This is a genomic window from Paenibacillus sp. FSL K6-2859 (assembly GCF_038008265.1).
Classification (GTDB): Bacteria; Bacillota; Bacilli; order Paenibacillales; family Paenibacillaceae; genus Paenibacillus_AQ; species Paenibacillus_AQ nitricinens.
This window is the reverse complement of sequence record NZ_JBBOYU010000001.1, coordinates 6538461-6556292: the sequence shown is the minus strand read 5'-3', so window position 1 is coordinate 6556292 and position 17832 is coordinate 6538461. Positions and strand designations below refer to the sequence as shown.

Annotated in this window: 12 protein-coding genes; 9 read left to right on the top strand and 3 right to left on the bottom strand. The window is 47.8% G+C overall.

From position 1 onward, the window contains the following. The first annotated feature begins 165 nt into the window (after positions 1 to 165). Entirely contained in the window at positions 166 to 2826 is a 2661-nt protein-coding gene (gene mprF / locus MHB64_RS29205; RefSeq protein ID WP_341136135.1) for a bifunctional lysylphosphatidylglycerol flippase/synthetase MprF, read from the top strand. Between the two features lie 57 nt (positions 2827 to 2883). Here mprF and MHB64_RS29200 read toward each other — a convergent pair whose 3' ends face one another. Beyond that, complete coding sequence (locus tag MHB64_RS29200) at positions 2884 to 4356, bottom strand: alpha-amylase (RefSeq protein ID WP_341136134.1); 1473 nt, start codon at positions 4354 to 4356, stop codon at positions 2884 to 2886. Positions 4357 to 4494: 138 nt separating this feature from the next. Then, positions 4495 to 6087 (bottom strand): histidine kinase N-terminal 7TM domain-containing diguanylate cyclase, encoded by a 1593-nt coding sequence (locus MHB64_RS29195; protein WP_094877288.1) that lies wholly within the window; start codon positions 6085 to 6087, stop codon positions 4495 to 4497. 282 nt (positions 6088 to 6369) lie between these two features. On the opposite strand from MHB64_RS29195, the gene MHB64_RS29190 reads away from it, so the two are divergent. The 6 genes from MHB64_RS29190 to MHB64_RS29165 all read left to right on the top strand — a co-directional run bounded on the left by MHB64_RS29190 (position 6370) and on the right by MHB64_RS29165 (position 13133). Further along, positions 6370 to 7152: an ABC transporter ATP-binding protein gene (locus tag MHB64_RS29190; RefSeq protein WP_094868331.1), complete on the top strand. Its 783-nt coding sequence runs from the start codon at positions 6370 to 6372 to the stop codon at positions 7150 to 7152. Positions 7153 to 7154: 2 nt separating this feature from the next. Then, positions 7155 to 7967, top strand: coding sequence for an ABC transporter permease (locus tag MHB64_RS29185; RefSeq protein WP_094868330.1), 813 nt, complete (start codon positions 7155 to 7157; stop codon positions 7965 to 7967). Beyond that, entirely contained in the window at positions 7967 to 8824 is an 858-nt protein-coding gene (locus MHB64_RS29180) for an ABC transporter permease (protein ID WP_341135931.1), read from the top strand. The genes MHB64_RS29185 and MHB64_RS29180 overlap by 1 nt, the downstream gene beginning before the upstream one ends. A 240-nt stretch (positions 8825 to 9064) precedes the next feature. After that, positions 9065 to 10165, top strand: a complete 1101-nt coding sequence (locus tag MHB64_RS29175; protein WP_341135930.1) for an ABC transporter substrate-binding protein — start codon at positions 9065 to 9067, stop codon at positions 10163 to 10165. A gap of 104 nt (positions 10166 to 10269) precedes the next feature. Continuing rightward, the gene (locus MHB64_RS29170; protein ID WP_280787322.1) at positions 10270 to 11733 is read left to right on the top strand and encodes a CoA-acylating methylmalonate-semialdehyde dehydrogenase; all 1464 of its coding nucleotides are present in this window, start codon (positions 10270 to 10272) and stop codon (positions 11731 to 11733) included. A gap of 32 nt (positions 11734 to 11765) precedes the next feature. Beyond that, the gene (locus MHB64_RS29165; RefSeq protein WP_341135929.1) at positions 11766 to 13133 is read left to right on the top strand and encodes an aspartate aminotransferase family protein; all 1368 of its coding nucleotides are present in this window, start codon (positions 11766 to 11768) and stop codon (positions 13131 to 13133) included. Here the strand turns inward: MHB64_RS29165 and MHB64_RS29160 are convergent. Beyond that, positions 13099 to 14826, bottom strand: coding sequence for a PucR family transcriptional regulator (locus MHB64_RS29160; protein ID WP_341135928.1), 1728 nt, complete (start codon positions 14824 to 14826; stop codon positions 13099 to 13101). The genes MHB64_RS29165 and MHB64_RS29160 overlap by 35 nt on opposite strands. Positions 14827 to 15104: 278 nt before the next feature. Between MHB64_RS29160 and MHB64_RS29155 the strand changes: the two genes are divergently transcribed. Both MHB64_RS29155 and preA read left to right on the top strand, forming a co-directional pair. Beyond that, positions 15105 to 16496 (top strand): NAD(P)-dependent oxidoreductase, encoded by a 1392-nt coding sequence (locus MHB64_RS29155; protein ID WP_341135927.1) that lies wholly within the window; start codon positions 15105 to 15107, stop codon positions 16494 to 16496. Between the two features lie 45 nt (positions 16497 to 16541). After that, positions 16542 to 17831, top strand: a complete 1290-nt coding sequence (gene preA / locus MHB64_RS29150; RefSeq protein WP_094868323.1) for an NAD-dependent dihydropyrimidine dehydrogenase subunit PreA — start codon at positions 16542 to 16544, stop codon at positions 17829 to 17831. Position 17832 lies beyond the last annotated feature (1 nt).

Below are 17832 nucleotides of genomic sequence, written 5' to 3'. Positions count from 1 at the left end.
TTTTCCCATAAATTCTTTAATTATTGCAGGGGTAAAGGCACTGTTGGCAGTCTAATGGATTAGGTGTTGATTATCACGGGTCTTCTATTCCAAGTATTGCTATAATGAATTAGTTGTAAAAATTGTCTAGCACAACATGTGTCAGCGGTAAAGGCAGGTGGGCTCATGCATTCTAAGCAACAGACATTAGAAAGATTCAAAATTGTAAGGCTAATCCTATCTATCTATCGGATCAGGGCGGTCAGAGCTCTTTTTCCAGTCGCTATTATTGCGTTCGTATACTGGGAGGGGCAACATGAGCTGAAGCAGGTTCACTTAGGGCTTATTATGCGTGAACTTAGGCGCGTGCCCACGTCCGCTATTTTTCAAATGGTCGGCTTTGCCCTTCTGGCAGTAGCTGTAATGAGTGCCTATGACTATTTGATTCGGGCACATTTCCGTTTAAAAGTAGGGCTATGGAGTACGTTTCGGTATGCATGGATTGCTAATACATTTAATAATTTGATTGGCTTTGCGGGTCTGGCTGGAGTGGGTTTAAGGACGCTGCTGTATAAAAAAAGTGGAGTGCCAACCTCTGTGCTAACCCCGGCCATCGTATTTCTATCCCCACTTATGATTACTGGGTTATCCTTGCTTTCATGGGCTAATATCTTTGGCTTACTCCCGGCAACGGCTTTGCTGGAAGAACATCGCTGGCTCGTATTCGCAGTATGGGGGATGGCACTTTATTTGCCGATATTTGTGTTTGTACAGCGCTCAGCACTTTATGCAAAGTGGATTAACCGTGGAGAAGGCAGAACACCATGGTTTACAGTCGTGGCTTCTGTGGGTGCTTCCTTTTTGGAATGGAGCTTTGCAGGCGTGACTTTCTGGACCATCAGCAGCCATCTTTTGGACGAGGTCCATTTCATAGCTATCTTTGGTGTGTTTACGATTGCCGCCATTGCAGGCATATTGAGTATGGCCCCCGGCGGTATCGGTGCATTTGATCTTATCGCCTTGCTTGGACTTACACAGCTTGGATACCAGAGCGATAAGGCGATGGCGGTACTTGTTATCTTTAGATTGTTTTATTATGTCATTCCTTGGTTGATTGGATTGGTGCTGGCTGCACTGGAAATTGGTTTGCAAGGAAAAAAGGGTCTAGATCGTTCAGCTCCAGGGTTCGAACCCTCTCTTAATCTATGGCAAAAGATTTGGGGGTGGCCGGGTCAGTATTCCTTTCTGAGCGATCTAGGGGTGTGGGCTCTCGGTAAGTTAGTATTAGCAAGCGGTCTGATTCTCTTGTTATCTACTGCAACGCCGGGGTTGTTGTATAGGTTGAAGATTACGGAGGAGATATTGTCCTTTCCAGTGATGCAAATGTCGCATCATCTGTCTGTACTTATTGGTTTCATGCTAATTATATTGTCACGGGGGATTACGTTGCGAGTACATAGTGCATATGTATGGACTAGCATACTTCTGTTCACTGGATCGGTGTTTGCTGTGGCTAAGGGGTTTGATTATGAAGAGGCACTTTTTCTGCTTCTGGTAGCTCTCATCCTGTGGGTATCCAGATCTCGGTTTTATCGAATCAGTGCCCAAGTCAGTAAACAGAGCACGATCTGGTGGTTTGCCCTAACGTCTGTCATCGCGCTTACTTATTATTTGATGGGCAGTTATGTACATCGTGGATTTCTGAAGCATCTACCTCCCGGAGTGCAGCCTGAATGGCTTCAGCGGCATAGTCATGTCGCCTTTACGGCAATCGGAGGGCTAGCCTTCTCCTGGATCATTCTCACTATGCTGGTAACCCTTCGGCCGCATCATAAGGCGGAGGAGCTTTTCGGTGCTTTTGATATAGCCAAGCTGAAGCGCTTTTTAGAGGGCGTTCAAGGCAATGCCTTGACCCATATGCTGTTTTTAGGGGATAAAAGCTTCTTCTGGGCGCAGAATGACAAGGTGCTTCTTGCGTTTTCCAGAGTCAGAGACAAGCTCGTTGTCCTAGGTGATCCGCTAGGTGAGAAAAGCTTAATGAACGAAGCTATCAATGAATTCAGACAAGCTGCGGATAAATTTGGGCTGGTTGTCGTTTTCTATCAAGCTACGCCTGCCTTCTTATCCATCTATCATGAGCAGGGCTATCGCTTCTTCAAGCTGGGTGAAGAGGCATTGGTAACGCTCAATACCTTTACGCTAAGTGGCAAAAAGAATAGTGATTTGCGCAGTGTAAGCAATCGTTTTGAACGGGAAGGTTATGTTTTTGAAATTGCAACTGCACCACATGCTGAAAATTTACTGCGAGAGCTGCGGTCGGTTTCGGATGAATGGCTGAGCAGGCGAGTCGAAAAAGGATATTCGCTGGGATGGTTCAAGGAAGATTATCTACAGCTAGCGCCCATTGCGATCCTGCGGAACAGCGAAGGGTTGGTACTGGCTTTTGCTTCGATTGCACCGGGGTATGACCGGGGAGAGACCCTGTCTATTGATTTAATGCGCCATCGAAAGGGCGCACCGAATGGTACGATGGATTATTTATTCATTCGTTTGCTGGAATGGGCGAAGTCGGAGGGGTATCACCGCTTTAATCTTGGCAATGCTCCACTATCCAGTGTGGGTCAGAATGCCGGAGCACTACGAGAGGAAAAACTGGCTCATCTCGTGTTTAAAAGAGGTGGACACTGGTACGGCTTTGCCGGACTGCGTCGCTATAAAGAAAAGTTCAGCCCGGAGTGGGAGCCGCGTTACTTGGCCTATCCAGCTTCCGTAACGTTGCCCATCCTTACACTGGATCTGGTAAGGCTAGTATCCCGTCATCCAGAAAATACTCCAAACAACAACTAAAATAGGGTGTTCATCGCTGAAAAATGGCGATGAGCACCCTATTTATATACAACATAATTACTTTTTGTCAGTCCCTGCATCGGGTAGCGCCCAAACAGATACGCTGCCGCCGTTGACCGGGAAGGTCGCCCAGCCATCTTTTTCAATCGTTATAGTCGCCTTGTGATTATGGGTGAAATCCACCCATGCTTCACCAGCGCGTTTTTCCCCTACGAACATTCTCTTTTGGCCGTTCTCACCGTTACTAATCACAACCGCACAACCGGAGCGCTCGATGTCTTTCACGCCGAGCCGCGTCCAGCCAATCGTGTTGGGATGATCGAAATAATCCTTCTGTTCACCATAAGCCTTGTGATAGCGGGTGTATAATAGCGGATCAATGGCATCTTTTTTACCTGGTACAGGTGTAGGACCTTCAATTCCATAATAATCGCCATAAAACACAACCGGATATCCATCGCGTCGCAGTAGGATAAGTGCATAAGCACTTTGCTTAAACCAATCATCTACCCAAGATTCCAGAGCTTCATGGGGTTGAGAATCATGATTATCAACGAACGTTACAGCATTGGTAGGATGGGTCTGCACCAGTGTGTCGTCGAGGATTTTAGTTAAATCAAAGTTTCTACCCCCCAAGGAAGCTGAATGCAGCTTGTAGTGAAGGGAGACATCGAAGAGGTCGATCTTATAATCCACGGTATTTAGAAATTGTCGGCAGGATTCTAAATCCGAATTCCAGAACTCACCCACGATATAGAAATCCTTCTCACATTTATTAAACATTTCTACCGCGAATTCTTTTACAAACTCATGGTTAATATGCTTGATGGCATCTAAGCGAAAGCCGCTGCAGTGGAGCGTGTCCACCAGCCATTTTCCCCATTGGATCATTTCCTTTTTGACCTCTGGATGACTGTAATCAATATTTGCAAACATTAGATAATCGTAGTTGCCGAACTCGTCGTCCACATTCTGGTTCCATGTTTTGTTCTCGCCTACGATACGAAATACTCCTGTTCGCCCCGATTTGGCATCAAAGTCAGTGCCGTTGAAATGATTGTGATTCCACTTAAAGGAAGAGTGTTCATTCCCGCGGCCGGGGAAAGTAAACTTAGTCCAGCCCTCAATCTCGAAAGGCTTGGAGATTTCTTTCATCCGGTCATTAGGGTCGACCTCGATAACCTGAAAGACTTCCTTTTCATCCGCGCCTGCCTTATGATTCATGACTAAATCAACGTACACCGCGATGCCATTTTTTTGACATTCCGAAATGGCGTCGATCAGTGCTTGCTTGGTGCCATATTTGGTGCGTACCGTACCTTTTTGGTCATATTCGCCCAGATCGTATAGATCATACACGCCATAGCCTGTATCGTCAGCGGAGACGGCCTTTGTCGCAGGAGGTACCCAAACAGAATCAATGCCTACGGCCTTTAGCGCGGGAGCTGTTTCTTTTAAGCGATCCCAGTGTTTGCCGTCCGCAGCAACATGCCATTCAAAAAATTGCATCATTGTATGGTTCCTCATTATTTCTTGCGCCTCCCATATCCATAAAGCGAATTTTTCCTACACTCTGATTAAATTTTCAGATAACTCCTATTAAACCTAAAAACAGACTATGAAAAATAAGGACGGTTGAGGAATGCGCTATTAGGGACAAGAATGCATTTATATAGGTTTGAAAAGGGTGATTTCTGACCTCTGGGAGAGGTGAACAGCGTTTCGTCCGTTTCTTTTCGAACTGTACAGGGCATGATCAGCCTCTGAGAGCAGCTCTTCTAGAGTGGCTTCAAGACTTAGGGCTTCTACTACTCCGAAGCTGGCGGTCACGTTAATGGGCCCGATAAGTGTGTACAAGATGCTTTGTTCAATATCGGCACGGATAGTTTCACAGAGCCTTGCAGCTTGCTTCAACGACGTATCTGGTAGACAGATCACGAATTCCTCGCCGCCATAACGACCGAAGAGATCTCCTTCTCGTAGATGTCTGCTGCACACCTGAACAATATGCTGGAGAGCTTGATCTCCATATTGATGCCCGTAGCGGTCATTAATGCTCTTGAAGAAGTCTACATCCAGTAAAATCATGGAGAATGAACTGCGCAGGCTGGCGGACTGTGTAAGCAGCGCTCGACTGAGCTCCAAAAAATAGGTGCGGTTATATATCCCCGTTAAGCTGTCCATCGTAGCCAATTGACGCAGTTTGTCCCGAAGCAGTATTTGTTCAGTCACGTCGATCAGCATAATCATCTGGCCCGCGATGTTTCCCCCTTGTTTTTGTACCGGAGAGGAGCGGATTTGATAATAACAGATTTCACCAGCTTTGTTCCAAGCCACTTCCCGTTCTTCGCGCAACAGCGGCTCGGCATCCATTACATAGGACAAGGCGTCTTTGCCTGCGTTAAGAAACAGCTGCGCTAAGGGTCTGCCAATCGATGAGGAGTTCAGCCCCTCTATCATATCCGCGGCTGCACGATTGTAATCGACTAGCATGTCCGAACGGTCGGTGACAAGCACGCCTTCTCGCATGCTTTCGAACAGATTCTCACGAGCAATAGGTGCGGCAGTTAACATTCCCCGGGATAAAATAGCCCAAATATATAGGCATGAAGTCAAGCTCATAATGATGGGGACCGGGTCCATACCGTAAGGCGTTAAGCCCATTAGATATAAAAATGAGCCAAGGGTGGGAAGGCTTAGTCCGATGATGATCGTAATGATTTGCCTGCGGTATACTCGCTTCATTCGGTTCCACTGCCAGATCATAAGGCAAATGGCTGCCAGCAGACAGCCAAAAGTAAAGCTGCCGTGAACAATATACCAAGGTCCCATCACTACATCAACAAGTGGGGACGGGGTATTGTCTCGTAAATAAATGGATTTATAGAAGAGATGATGATAATCGTTAGTCCATACCAACAGTGTTGAAATGAACGGAATGATAAATAATGCCACCCGCATGCCTTTTTTAAACAAACCCTCCAGCCCAACGAAATGTATCACCATAATTAGGCTTGCCGGTGCAATAAAGGGCATCCCCAGATACTCTAGCTTAATCCAGAGACTGATTTCCTCCAGTGTTTTTCCTGATAGCTCTAAAGCAAAACCGAAGGTGTAAATAGCAGATGCAAAGGAACTTATAACAAAAGCTCTGATGCCTAAGAAATCGGTTTTTTTATAATAGGCGAAAAGGGCTAGTAGTACGCTCAGCACACCTGATATAGCAACAATAACAATATAATTCGAAATTACAGATCCCATGGGTCTATTGTCACCTACTAAGGAGAGATATTGGATAAATATTACCACATATTTACGGATATAAAAAAATAAGTTCTGATTCGTAACTCGAAAAATGTCTCATAGACAAAATGACGCAAATTCACAGGAGCTATTTTACTAATTGTCTAATGAGAGTGTAGCGAGCAGGGTGTAACATGTTAGTTAATACTACACGACAGAAGAATTAACTCAATTTACTCAATTATGAGTTAGATTAACTAACATTAAATGCAGAGCTTATTTTGATAAGGGGGGCTGAGGATGTCATTACTCGCGACCAATATTCCGGAAATTCAGCTGAAAAATGTTGAAATGCGCTATCGTACAGAAGCTGCAGAAGTGCTTGCGCTGCATCAGGTGAGTCTTGATATTGCCAAGGGGGAGTTCGTCTCACTGCTCGGGCCTTCAGGATGTGGCAAAACAACGCTTTTGAGACTGATGGCAGATCTCATCGTGCCAACGGGCGGGAATATTGTAGTCGCTGGAAAAAGTGCCAGAGAAGCAAGGCTGGCCCAGAAATATGGCATTGTTTTTCAAAGTCCAGTGCTGTATGACTGGCGGAAGGTGAAGCATAACATTACCTTGCCACTGGAACTGATGGGCGTCAAGAAGTCGATCCGAGAGGAAAAGGCGATGGAGCTGCTTGATCTAGTGGGGCTGCAGAGCTTTGCAGATAAATATCCATGGCAGCTAAGTGGAGGGATGCAGCAACGTGTGGCGATTGCCAGGGCGTTGTCGATGGAGCCGGAAATTCTGCTGATGGATGAGCCGTTCTCTGCGCTGGATGAATTTACGCGTGAGCGTCTAAATGAAGAGCTGCTGTCCGTCTGGAGTAAGGTGCAGAACACCATTGTCTTTGTAACGCATAGTATTCCTGAATCTATATTCCTTTCAGACCGGGTGTTTGTTCTTTCCCCGCATCCAGGTCGCTTGTCCGCTGTGGTTGATATTCCTCTGCCACGTCCACGAACGGCGGAAATGAGAAACAGCCCAGCGTTTTTCGAACTGATCGCAAATATTCGCGACAGCTTCGAAGGGGTGTGAGGATGAGAGGGGGCAGTATCTTCATACGAGGTCGCCTGCTGCCGTTGTTTGTCTGGATTGTGGGTCTGCTGCTGCTCTGGGAAGGAACCTCCTGGATGCTGCTCCATGTGGTGGAGACGCCGCTAGCACAGTCCAAACTGCCTTATGTGCATGAGGTGTTAGCCACCTTGTGGCAGTATGGAGGCACACTCTTGAAGGAAGGAGCCGCGACCTTCGGCAATGCGGGTGTTGGTTTCCTGATTGGGGCTGTGGCTGGTGCCTCATTAGCAGTGCTGATGAGCTTATCGAAGACAATAGAGCAGTTAACCTTTCCTTATGCGATTGCCTCACAAATGATTCCGATTCTAGGGCTGGCGCCAATCATCTATGGGATTGTGCGCGATGAACAGACCTCACGGATTATTATTTCGGGCTATATCACCTTTTTCCCGGTGGCATTGAACATGCTACGCGGTTTGCGAAGTGTAGATCCTTCAGCGCTTGAATTAATGCATTCTTACGCAGCGAAGCCGTGGGCAGTCTATTGGAAACTGAGATTTCCAGCAGCTCTGCCTGGTTTGTTCGGGGGACTTAAAATAGCTGCTCCGCTTGCTGTCACTGGTGCTATCCTGGTAGAGCTGATGGGTGCACAGCACGGGATTGGTGTAATCATGCTGCGCAATCTCTACTATGGCAGCTCTCATACCTATATGTTCTGGTCTACGGTGATTGTTGGCGCTTTGTTGGGAATTGCAAGCTATTGGTTGATTAGTCTAATCGAACGTCTGGTAGCGCCGTGGCAGCCTGAATATCGTCCGAAAGGAGGCGGTGGCTAATGGAGACCAACTCTGTTCGGGAGATCCCGTTTATTGGCCCTGTAAGTAATGAAACGGCTGAACCAGCGCGTTGGGGCGGTTCACGAATGCTGAAGAGAATCTTTAACACAAGGGTGTTACTGCCTATGTTAGCGGGTGTGTTGTTCCTTGCCCTATGGGAATTTCAATTTTTTCATAAGATCTTTGATTTGAAAAAATATCAGCTGCCGCTGCCTACAGCCATTGCTGCGACCATGAGAGATAATTTCAGCTTGTTGTTGTCCTATACCGGATACACCCTTACTGAGGCTGTGTTAGGAATGTTGGTTGGTTCTGCGATTGGATTTCTGATTGCCTTAGCCGCTACTGCGTGGCCGCGTTGGGGGAGCGGAAGCTTAACGCTGGTTGCTGCTCTAAATGCTGTGCCCATCGTCGCCCTCGCGCCCATTATGAATCTGTGGTTCGGGGATGGAATAGGCTCGCGAATTGCCATAGTAACGGCGACTACGATGGCGACAATGGCGATCAATGCCTATAAAGGCATGGCGGCGATCGATCCATTGGCTTTGGATCTGATGCATTCCTACGCGGCGGGTAAGCCGGCAGTATTTCGTTATTTGCGGATTCAGAGCAGTCTGCCTTATATATTTACGGCGCTGAAGATTAACGCCACTGCCAGCATGATCGGGGCCATTGTTGGGGAATTCTTTTTCTCCTCCAAAGGGCTTGGGTATCTGCTCTCCAATTCCATAAAGGTCGCCAAAATGCCGCTAGGCTGGTCCTGCATTGTTCTGGCTGCCATTGCAGGTGTACTTTTCTACCTGGTGGTTGAGCGACTGGAGAAAGTATTCATCAAGTGGCATCCTTCGCAGCGTTAACCTAATGATCATTACATCCAGTGATGTGGGAATGGAATAGAGAAACCGCCCACGGCTGTCTGCATAGCGCGTACCACGATGATTGTCCATACTGTGCTGTCTTACAATATAAGGATCTATAAGTTTCACACTATACATCATTCCTTATATTTCTCGCTTAAGCGCTTATCGTCCTTATAAGGACGCGGAAGGCGTTTATGCTTGGTACAAACTTAAATTACGGTAGGGGGAGTTTCATTGATGAACGGCAAAAAACACAAATTTCGTGGTGGTTTGTTGGCGATCGTGATGATGTTGAGTGTTTCTTTAATGGCGGGTTGCGGGGGCAATAATAATAACCCGGCAGCTGAAGCTACGACTGCTCCTGAAACTTCAGCAGCTCCTGAGGCAAGTGCTGCGGCTGAACCAGCGGCTGATCCGGTAACCGTGAAGCTGCAGCTGAAATGGGTGCCGCAGGCGCAATTCGCCGGGTATTTTGAGGCGCAGGATAAAGGTTATTACAAGGAAGAGGGACTAAATGTAGAGATTTTGCCGGGTGGGCCGGATATTGTTCCAGAACAGCAAGTGGCAGGTGGTTCTGCGGATATTGGTGTTGGTTGGGTAGCCAGTCTACTGCCGAGTCTGGAAGAGGGTATGCCGCTGGTGCAAATCGCGCAAATCTATCAAAAGAGCGGATTGGTCCTAGTCTCCAAAAAATCGGCAGGCATCAATTCCGCAGCCGATCTAAAAGGTAAAAAGGTTGGGAACTGGATGGGTGGCAATGAGTTTGAGCTATTAGCCCTGTTTGATAAATATAAATTCGATCCGAATAAGGATCTAAGCTTTACGAAGCAAGGTTTTACGATGGATCAGTTCTTAGGGGATCAGATTGATGCGGCTTCGGCGATGACATATAACGAATATCAGGTTGTACTTGAGTCGGGCATCAAGGCAGAGGATCTGAATGTGATCGATATGAATACAGAAGGTGTAGCGATGCTGGAGGATAACTTGTTTGCCAATAAGGAATGGCTTGCGGAGAACAAGGAGACTGCGGCCAAGTTTGTTCGCGCTTCTTTGAAGGGCTGGAAAGACGCCATTGCCGATCCTGCGGCTGCGGTGGACAGTGTAATGAAGCAAGCGGAAGATGGAAGTACGACTAAAGAGCATCAACTAACGATGATGACCGAGGTTGCCAAGCTGATTCTGCCTGAGGGCTTTGATAGTGCCAAAATGGGATTCACCGATGCAGCAGCGTTCCAGCAAACGGCTGATATTTCGCAAAAGTTCGGTGTTATTAAAGAACCGGCTAAGGTAGATGCAGCTTACACGAACGAAATCGTAGAAATGGCGGCAAAGTAAGAAGTCGAACTTATAGTTATAATAGATGACCGCCCGTTCTGGCGGTCATCTATTATAATCAGCAGTCTATCTGTGCATCTGAAATAGAGAAAGAGGTGCGAGTTATGTCTCTCCTAGTGACACAAGTCGGAAAGGTTAAGAATTATGTGAATGGCGCTTGGGTAGCGTCGTCATCTGGGCAGGAAGAAGAGGTATATAATCCGGCGACTGGTGAAGTAATTGCCTACGTGCCCCTATCAAGCAAAGAAGAATTGGGTAGGGCGGTCGATGCGGCTGCTGTAGCATTTCAATTGTGGAAAAGAGTCGCCGTGCCCCGTCGCGCACGTTATTTCTTTCAATATCAACAGCTGCTGGTAGAGCATTGGCATGAGCTGGCTGAGCTGATTACGCTGGAGAATGGGAAGAGTCTGGAAGAGGCGCAGGGGGAGGTGCAGCGTGGTATTGAGTGTGTGGAATTTGCCGCAGGCATCCCCACATTAATGATGGGCAGCCAGCTTCCTGATATCGCTACCGGAATTGAATCCGGGATGTACCGTTATCCGTTGGGGGTTATTGGGGGGATTGCCCCGTTTAATTTTCCGATGATGGTCCCTTGCTGGATGTTTCCACTCGCCATTGCTTGTGGGAATTCCTTTGTGCTGAAGCCTTCTGAGCGTACGCCACTGCTCGTTAATCGGTTGGCTGAGCTATTTGCCGAAGCGGGTTTTCCGCCAGGTGTGCTGAATGTTGTTCATGGAGCACATGAGGTGGTCAACGGGCTGCTGGAACATGAGGAAGTGAAGGCGATTTCGTTCGTGGGCTCGCAGCCGGTAGCGGAATATGTATACAAGACAGGGACGGCGCAGGGCAAGCGGGTGCAGGCTTTAGCAGGAGCTAAGAATCATTCCATTGTTCTGCCTGACGCGGAGCTGGACAATGCGGTGAAAAATATTATTGCGGCGGCCTTTGGCTCTGCGGGTGAGCGGTGTATGGCTTGCTCGGTTGTGGTAGTCCATGAGGCTATCGCTGACGAGCTAGTTGATCGCCTGATAGCTGGTGCGGATGAGCTTAAGATTGGTAATGGTGCCGCTGACGGGGTATTTCTGGGTCCGGTCATCCGTCAGTCGAATAAGGAGCGTACGCTCGATTACATTGAGACTGGAAAGGCTGAACAAGCCGAGCTTGTGAGAGACGGACGGAAAGATCCGGCTGCGGGCGGTGTGGGTTATTTTATCGGGCCGACGATCTTTGATTATGTACAGCCGGGAATGACCATCTGGAAGGATGAAATTTTTGCGCCAGTATTGTCTGTGATTCGTGTGAAAAGTCTGAGTGAAGCGATAGCGGTAACGAATCAGTCCCCATTCGCGAATGGGGCGTGCATTTATACAGATAGCGCAAAGGCGATCCGTGAATTCCGGGAAGAAATTGATGCAGGGATGCTGGGTGTGAATCTGGGCGTGCCTGCACCCATGGCCTTTTTTCCCTTCTCGGGTTATAAGAAATCATTCTATGGAGATCTGCATGCCAATGGGCGAGATGGGGTGGAATTCTATACACGTAAAAAGATGATCACGGCCCGCTATTAGAGAAACTGAGCTACTAGAGAGGAGAAAAACTTATGCAGCGTCTTGGGAATGATAGCGAGCTTGCGTTGAAGAAGGATCAGCAATATTTATGGCACAACATTACGCCTTACAGTGAAAAAAATCCGCCTATGATTGCCGCCTCGGCAAGTGGATCGTGGATTACGGATATACAGGGTAATCGCTTTTTGGATGGAATGTCTGGGTTATGGTGTGTAAACGTGGGATACGGCCGCAAGGAGCTGGCGGAAGCAGCCTACAACCAATTGCTGACGTTGCCTTATTTTCCGCTGACGCAAAGTCACCTCCCGGCTATTGCGCTGGCGGAGAAGCTGAATGAGTGGCTTGGAGACGAATACGTGATTTTCTTTTCCAACAGTGGGTCAGAGGCCAACGAAGCTGCGTTTAAAATAGCCCGCCAGTACCAGCAGCAAATCGGCCAGCATTATCGCCATAAATTTATTGCCCGTTACCGTGGATATCACGGCAGCACGCTTGGTGCGTTATCTGCGACGGGTCAGGCTCAGCGCAAATATAAGTATGAACCGCTGACGGGTGGGTTTCTGCATGTAGCTCCCCCGGACAGCTATCGCCGCCCGGCAGGGATTTCTGTGGAAGAATTCAACCTCCAATGTGCACAGTCAATAGAGGATATGATCCTTTGGGAAGGCGTAGAGACGGTAGCTGCGGTGATTATGGAACCTGTGATTACGGGCGGTGGCGTCATCGTGCCGCATCAAGTCTATCTGAATCGGGTGCAGGAAATCTGCCGCAAACACGGCGTGCTGCTTATTATAGATGAGGTGATTTGTGGATTTGGACGCTCTGGACGTAAGTTTGGTCATCACAACTATCATGTGAAGCCGGACATCGTGACAATGGCTAAAGGATTGACCAGTGCTTATCTTCCCCTGTCCGCCACAGCTGTTCGTAAGGATATCTATGAGGTATTTAAGGACAATAGTGATGATTACGGTCATTTCCGTCATGTGAACACGTTTGGTGGTAATCCAGCTTCGTGTGCACTAGCGTTACGCAATCTGGAAATTATCGAGCAGGAGAAGCTGGTGGAACGTGCAGAGCTTTTGGGCAAAAGACTGAACACTGCATTCACCGAGTTACTGGATCACAAGCTTGTAGGTGATGTCCGCAGCTTTGGCTTGGTGACAGGGATTGAGCTGGTTGAAGACAAGGCCAGTAAGAAACCGGTTGATCTGAGTATTGTGAAAGGCATTATTGCTGAATGCAAATCCAAAGGACTTATTATCGGCAAGAATGGCGATACGGTAGCTGGGTTCAACAATGTGCTTACCTTCGCTCCGCCCTTATCCTCCACAGATGAAGATATAGAGTTTATTATTAATACGTTTAAATCTGTAATGAGCGGGGGCTGGGCAAAGTGATTTTGTCCGGGTATAGGAATTGGTAGGCACGCAGGGCAACCTGAATGGAGATCCGGTTCTCCGGCTGCATGAAGTCTTCGCCCAGCAGTTCTGTTATTTTGTCCAGACGATAATACAGTGACTGTCTAACGATGAACAAATTTCGTGCGGCAATCTGTTTGGAACCATCATGGTCAAGGTAGACTCGCAGTGTGAGAAGCAGCTCGGAGCCCTTAGTTTGATCGTGGTCGATTAATGGACCAAGATAGCTGCGAATGAAGTTCTGCAACGTTTTCCCGTCATTTAAGCTAAGTAGTAATTGAAAAACGCCAAGCTCATCGTAAAACAGCAGTGACTTCTGATAACAGGAGTATAACGATAAGGCTTGCAGGGCTTCTTGGTAACCGGAATAGGCCCGTTTTAGACGCTTATGCGATTTGCTGACTCCGATAACCAGCTGCAAATCTTTGAGCTTCTCGTCGGAGCGGATATGCTGAAGGGCCTCGAGTGCTTGCTGAAGCCGCATTTTTCCAGGCATTTTTGATTGAATGTCGAGTGCGATGACGGTGAGGCGATTGTTCTTGAGTGTGATCAGCGGACGTAGGGAATGTTTCTCGAAGATGGAACGCAGGGTGAGCGAAAGATGGAAGGTGATAGATTCCCATTCGTTCTCCGAGCTGTTCCATTTTACATCTCTGGGGTTCTTGATCTCTATAAGGCATACACGGTAAGGGAGTTCGTTGACCACGTTGAAATTGGAACCAATCAGACCTTTTAAGCGGTTGTCATCCTCCATGCGACCATTGATCAGCTCATCGACCCAAAGATTTTCTGAAAAAAGCTTGCGCTCTTCCATATAACGGGTTCGTAGCAGCTCCTGAGCAATGGACAGTGAGGCAGAATCCAGCAGCAGACAGTCGAATTCTTGTGGCTTATGATTGCAGACCATCAAGATATAAGCCCAGGTCTGATCCAATGCGCCTACAGGTTTTATTGCAATAGTCTTTTGTCCATATTCTCGGATATATGGCGCAGCGTCAGGCTGAACACCTTCCATTTCGTCGCCGAAAGCGGTGAAGAAATTCAGCAGGGGTGTTTGCTCCTCCGGCGAAAGTGCGGGGAAGAACAATGGCTTACCCTGCAGCTGCATATAGATAATTTGTGTGCGGGTGCTTTTACACAATAATTGTAGTACCTTCAAGGTTCCTTGTGAGGTTAAAGTTAGGCGGTGAAATTCACGCGAGATGCTTTCGAGTTCTTGCAGCATCCGGTGATGCCGATTGATGATGATGGAATGAAGGTCTAGGGTGATATCCACGAAGCGAACCGTGCGGGTGAAGATGATCAGCGGGAAGTCATTTGCGTTAGCTAAGTCGATCATCTCTTGTGGGATGGTGCTGAAATACGTACCTAACTCAATACATAAACAAGCGGCATTTTTATCGATTAGGTTCTGCATGAATTCCAAGGAGGCGGGCAGATCGACGCTTGCGCCAATCCCCGTAGTCAGAATCATTTCTTCCCCGTGAATCAGTGTATCGAAAATGGCACTTTCCAGTACATGTACCCAGCGAATGGCACGGCTCAAGCCGCTTTTGCCGCCGATGACTTCGGCCTCTGCGAATAGTGGTCTTGTTAAAGCGTCGCGAATGGTTAATACAAGCTCCCAATCCATAGTTATTCCCCCTCGATCGTCTGTACTCAACCCAGCCATTAACGTCCTGTTATTCTCAGCCTATTCTCACATGTAAAAAATACAGTTTTGAAATTAGACAAAGTGTCTAATGCAACGAAAATTCGAAATGACTATAGTTTGATTAAAGAATGTCAGTATATATAACCTGATCAGGCAGGACATTGAGAGATAATTTCTATTAATGCTTATATTACTACAATAATCCGAAGATGTAAGCAAAATATTCAGAATAAAATGGAAAATATGTTATGTTATATAACACAAAGATGAGAATTATCCATAAGGAGGAACTAGTGATGGAGCATTCTTCTCCGTTAACAGCATTTACACCAGAGATGTTCATGCGTAACTTTGCCGAGGCTGAGCCGCCTCTGACCTATAAGGGTGCTATGGATGAGGCTAATCGCTGTCTATATTGCTACGATGCCCCTTGCATACAAGCTTGTCCGACCAGTATTAATATCCCCTCCTTTATCAAACGGATTGCGACTGACAATTTGAAGGGCTCGGCACAGACGATTATGGATTCCAATCCTGTGGGTGCCAGCTGTGCCCGCGTTTGTCCTACAGATGAACTATGCGAAGGAGCTTGTGTGTTAAATGATGCCTCGGCGCCGATCCAAATCGGATTGTTACAGCGTTATGCGACAGATTGGGCGATGAACAGCGGAGTTCAATTATTTAAAGCAGGCATTCCTAATGGGAAAAAGGTAGCTGTAATCGGCGGCGGTCCTGCGGGGTTGTCTGCGGCTAGGGAGCTTGCCCGTGAGGGCTTTGCTGTTGTAATTTACGAAGCCAAGGAACTGGCTGGTGGACTGGATACACATGGGATTGTGTCGTTTCGGCTTCCACAGTCAATCTCTCTTTGGGAAGTAGAGCAGGTAGAGAAGCTGGGTGTGGAAATACGTACAGGTGTAAAAGTCGGAGCAGATGTCTCTGTAGAAGAGTTGAAATCGGGCTATGATGCCATCGTCTTGGCAGCAGGCATGGGTTATGTACCTCCGTTAGGAATTGAAGGTGAAAAATTGGCTGGCGTCTATGATGCCATTGCCCTCGTGGAATCCACAAAGACCGCCATTCCTCTGCTAGAGCTGATGGGCCAGCGGGTCGCAGTTATTGGTGCGGGCAATACAGCTATTGATGCGGCTACATGCTCAGTGCGTCTGGGAGCCACAAATGTAAAAATGATCTATAGGCGGACCCGCGAAGAGATGACGGCTTACGATTTTGAATATGAATTTGCGAAGCAGGAGGGTGTGGAGTTTAACTGGCTTACTTTGCCGAAGCGTATCGTGGGTGATGAGCTTGGGAATGTAACCGCACTGGAATGTGTGCAGATGAAGCTGACAGAGGAGCCGGGCAAGGATGGACGCCCAGTGCCTATGCCGATAGAGGGTTCGGAGTTCTTGATTCCGGTAGATGCGGTTGTAATAGCTATTGGTCAAAAGCGTCGCCTAGATCTGATCGATTCTTTAGGTCTTGCGCATGATCGCGGGGTTGTGAGGGTGGAGGAGGCCACCTGTAGAACCTCTGATCCGCAAATTTATGCTGCTGGCGATATCATATTTGGTTCAGGCAAAGGGGAGGCCATGGTAGTATCAGCAGCCCAGCAGGGAAAAGACGCAGCCTATGCAATTGTAAAACAGTTCTCAGGCCTGCAGGAGCCTGCCGTTAGATCTGTGGGCTGAGCTTAGGAATTAAATTGGATTTTATAAGACAGGGAGGGAACATCAATGGCAGATTTAAGTATTGATCTCGCAGGAATCAAATCACCGAATCCATTCTGGCTGGCTTCCGCGCCGCCTACGAATACAGGCTATCAAGTGCAGCGGGCCTTTGAAGCAGGATGGGGCGGGGCGGTGTGGAAGACGCTCGGTGATCCGATTATTAATACTTCATCGCGGTTTGCGGCAGTGAACTTCAATGGGCAGCGGGTTGCGGGCTTTAACAATATCGAATTGATCACCGACCGTCCGCTTGAGGTCAATCTGAAGGAAATCTACGAAACGAAGAAAAGATTCCCGAATCATGCGATTATCGCCTCCCTGATGGTAGAACCTTCACAGTATAAATGGCATGAGATTGTTAAGCGGGTAGAAGATGTGGGCGTAGATGGCCTAGAGCTTAACTTTGGCTGTCCGCATGGTATGGCTGAGCGGGGAATGGGCGCTGCTTCGGGGCAGCAACCAGATCTGGTGCAGGCGCAGACCACTTGGGTAAAAGAAGTGGCGACCACCCCGGTGATAGTAAAACTGACACCCAACATTACCGATATCACCGTCGTTGCCCGTCATGCCGTTAAGGGTGGAGCGGATGCGATTAGTATGATCAACACTATCAACAGTCTTGCAGGCGTAGATATTCATAGCTGGAATACGATTCCGAATGTTGGGGGTCAGGGCGCTCATGGCGGTTATTGCGGCCCGGCTGTGAAGCCTATTGCGCTTAGCATGGTGGCTGAGTGTGCTCGTGACCGGGGAGTAGGTATTCCAATCTCCGGCATTGGAGGAATTTCTACCTGGCAGGATGTTGTGGAGTTCATGCTTATGGGCGCTACGGGCATTCAAGTATGTACCGCGGTCATGCATCATGGCTTCCGGATTGTGGAGGAAATGATCGATGGGCTGAATAACTATTTGGATGACAAAGGGCTGGCTTCCGTAACTGAACTAATCGGCAAATCGGTAACCCGATACTCCAATTGGGGCGATCTGGATCTCAACTATAAGGTCGTTGCCCGCATTCATGAGGAGAACTGTATCAACTGCAATAAATGCCATATTGCTTGCGAAGATGCTTCACATCAATGTATTGATATGTTAACTAATGCAGATGGGAAAGCTATTTTACAGGTTCGTGAGGAGGACTGTGTAGGTTGTAATCTTTGTTCTATTGTCTGTCCAGCAGACGGCGCGATCGATATGGTTCCAGTAGACACTGGGGTTGCCCCTCTGACTTGGAATGAGCGTCAGAAGGTGATCGGTAGCTTAAATGGCTCTTATTCAGAAGTGGAGGTGGGATAAG

What these genes read in the sequence shown, in the direction of transcription:
- MHB64_RS29165 (WP_341135929.1), top strand. Translation starts at nt 11,766, where the DNA reads ATGCAGCGTCTTGGGAATGATAGCGAGCTTGCGTTGAAGAAGGATCAG.
- preA (WP_094868323.1), top strand. Translation starts at nt 16,542, where the DNA reads ATGGCAGATTTAAGTATTGATCTCGCAGGAATCAAATCACCGAATCCA.
- MHB64_RS29175 (WP_341135930.1), top strand. Translation starts at nt 9,065, where the DNA reads ATGAACGGCAAAAAACACAAATTTCGTGGTGGTTTGTTGGCGATCGTG.
- MHB64_RS29170 (WP_280787322.1), top strand. Translation starts at nt 10,270, where the DNA reads ATGTCTCTCCTAGTGACACAAGTCGGAAAGGTTAAGAATTATGTGAAT.
- mprF (WP_341136135.1), top strand. Translation starts at nt 166, where the DNA reads ATGCATTCTAAGCAACAGACATTAGAAAGATTCAAAATTGTAAGGCTA.
- MHB64_RS29190 (WP_094868331.1), top strand. Translation starts at nt 6,370, where the DNA reads ATGTCATTACTCGCGACCAATATTCCGGAAATTCAGCTGAAAAATGTT.
- MHB64_RS29155 (WP_341135927.1), top strand. Translation starts at nt 15,105, where the DNA reads ATGGAGCATTCTTCTCCGTTAACAGCATTTACACCAGAGATGTTCATG.
- MHB64_RS29185 (WP_094868330.1), top strand. Translation starts at nt 7,155, where the DNA reads ATGAGAGGGGGCAGTATCTTCATACGAGGTCGCCTGCTGCCGTTGTTT.
- MHB64_RS29160 (WP_341135928.1), bottom strand. Translation starts at nt 14,826, where the DNA reads ATGGCTGGGTTGAGTACAGACGATCGAGGGGGAATAACTATGGATTGG.
- MHB64_RS29195 (WP_094877288.1), bottom strand. Translation starts at nt 6,087, where the DNA reads ATGGGATCTGTAATTTCGAATTATATTGTTATTGTTGCTATATCAGGT.
- MHB64_RS29180 (WP_341135931.1), top strand. Translation starts at nt 7,967, where the DNA reads ATGGAGACCAACTCTGTTCGGGAGATCCCGTTTATTGGCCCTGTAAGT.